At 45.0% G+C, this 2,300-nt stretch carries 2 protein-coding genes; one reads left to right on the top strand and one right to left on the bottom strand.

Annotated features, from left to right (window positions below; all coding sequences use genetic code 11):
* Positions 1-84: 84 nt before the first annotated feature.
* Positions 85-372, top strand: coding sequence for a hypothetical protein (locus tag F6K20_RS34725; protein ID WP_287297832.1), 288 nt, complete (start codon positions 85-87; stop codon positions 370-372).
* Between the two features lie 256 nt (positions 373-628).
* On the opposite strand, the gene F6K20_RS34720 is transcribed toward F6K20_RS34725, so the two are convergent.
* Positions 629-1,807: a calcium-binding protein gene (locus tag F6K20_RS34720; RefSeq protein WP_287263338.1), complete on the bottom strand. Its 1,179-nt coding sequence runs from the start codon at positions 1,805-1,807 to the stop codon at positions 629-631.
* Between the last annotated feature and the right edge of the window lie 493 nt (positions 1,808-2,300).

Below are 2,300 nucleotides of genomic sequence, written 5' to 3'. Positions count from 1 at the left end.
TAATCCCTTAGGGTTAAAGCTGGCTGTGACAACGATTAAAGACTTTTTTTTGGTAGTGTATCGGAATTTTTAAGTTGGGAGGAAATGATTGTTCCTGAGCCAATGAGAGCAATGTTAATCGAGCAATTGAATCGGTTAGATGAGTCAGAGAAGAAGGTGATCGCCTATCTAGCTAGGAATCCTACCCCCATTTACATTAAACGATTGCGCCATAGTATTACTTTAGACTATAATTCACAACTTATTTCAGTTTTACAGTCTTTGGAAAGGCGCTCACTAATGGAAAAAATTTCCCACAGTAATCGAACATTTTTTACTATAATTCCTGTAATTAGGACGGTGATTAATCAGCATGAAGGTTGTTTGCTGTAGGGGTTCGGTCTAGGGTAGGTTGAAGGTTGAAGGTTGAAGGTTGAAGGTTGAAGGTTGACTGTCAACCTTCAACAAAAAACGACTATAGCAATTCTCATCACCAGTGAGGTACACAGGATTTGTTCCCTACTCCCTACTCCCTGCTCCGAAGTCCCTGCTCCGAAAGCGCCCCGCGTGGCCCACGGCCTCAGTCCCTAAAATCCAAAATGTACCTCACCGAATTGATAAATGCTAGATAAGTTAACTTTTAATTAACTTAAAATACCTCAAAGTCTGTGAAATCTACCGAGGTGCTGGTGTCGATTGTAGCAAACTGAGCTCCGCTTCCCAGACCACCTGCACTGCCATTCTGGTTGTAGAATAGACCGCCGGTTTCGCTGTTGTAGACAATCAAAGCACCACTACTTTCTACCTGGCTATTATCAGATACAACCGCCCATTCACTGCTATCTAAGCCCCCACTGGAGGTACCAGTGAGCGCAGTGAAGGTGTCCTGTTCCAGACTAATTTTGTCTTGACCTCCGATAAAGTTAGTAATGCTATCGAGACCCAAATCGCTTGAATTGAAAGCTACTCCACTGTCAAAAGTAAAGGTAGTAATACCGTTGCCACTGATTAGGACATCATTACCATCTCCACCAACCAGATTGTCATCGCCATCACCTCCAATCAGAGTGTCATCGCCAGCATCTCCAATTAGGTTATCATCACCAGCTCCGCCAACCAGGCTATCATTGCCAGCATCACCCCTGAGGTTGTCATCACCGGCTCCGCCAATCAGGGTGTCATTGCCATTACCTCCAATACCAAGCAAAGGTAACACAGCATTGGTTCCATCGAGAAGGTCATTACCATCACCGCCGTTAAAGACTACCAGCTGTACATCAGTACCGGACAAGTCATTAACAGTTAAGGTGTCATCACCCCCAAGACCATTGATCTCAAACTGTTCTACATCATTGACATTCAGGTTGAACAGACCGAGATTCAACCGCTCAAAGCGTACCCTGGGGCCATTGGGGTTGAGGGCAAAGTTATCTCCGGCACCATCTGCGCCATTCACTTCTACTACATCAAAGCCAGCACCCCCTTCCATGATATCGCTGCCATCACCGTCATTCCAAATCATTCGGTCATCACCATCTCCGCCATTGATATTGTCATCACCGCGATCGCCAATCAGGGTATCATTGCCTTCACCACCATCTAGAAGATCAATACCATCACCACCGCTTAATAAATCATTACCAGCTCTGCCATCAAGTAAATCTTCCCCAGCAGCCCCTGCCAGGATGTCATTGCCATCACCCCCATCAAGAAGGTCATTGCCACCCAAACCTAGTAAGGTATCATTGCCAGCACCCCCGATCAGGTTATCGTCATTGTTGTCTCCTGCTAGAAAGTCATTACCTGGACCGCCGATTAATGTATTCATGAAAGTTGCTCCTGAATTTTGTCTAGGTTGTAATAGGTATCTATAAGAGCTATCCACCTATGTTTGGGTAATTATGCAAGAAGCCTACTATTTTTTTTTCTCTAGAAGTTAACTTACTATGTACATATGTACTAATTAGACGTCGAAACCGCCTATACGCAAGTATCTCACCGAATTGATAAATTCTATTTTAGAAACAAAAATTACCCCAAGTTATTGACAAAAGTCATAACTTGGGGTAGCGTCTGAATCAGACAAGTGAATCAGACAATTGGGGATTTAGCGTACCCATTCACCCACATCCCCTGTCCCATTTAGGTTCATGTAGGGTGGGCAGTGCACCAGACAGATTCACCAAGCTGGGCTTTGCCCGTTCCTAGGCACTGCCCACCCTAGGATTAATCACTGTCCCATTTAGGTTGATGTAGGGTGGGCAGTGCACCAGAAAGATTCACCAAGCTGGCCATAGCCAAAGTAAGCACTGCCCACCAAA

Source organism: Moorena sp. SIO2C4, from assembly GCF_010672485.1.
Taxonomy (GTDB): domain Bacteria; phylum Cyanobacteriota; class Cyanobacteriia; order Cyanobacteriales; family Coleofasciculaceae; genus Moorena; species Moorena producens.
The sequence above is the reverse complement of the archived record's forward strand: the minus strand, read 5'-3'. Positions and strand labels throughout refer to the sequence as shown.

Coding starts and splice junctions, on each gene's coding strand:
- F6K20_RS34720 (WP_287263338.1), bottom strand. CDS start 1,807: ATGAATACATTAATCGGCGGTCCAGGTAATGACTTTCTAGCAGGAGAC.
- F6K20_RS34725 (WP_287297832.1), top strand. CDS start 85: ATGATTGTTCCTGAGCCAATGAGAGCAATGTTAATCGAGCAATTGAAT.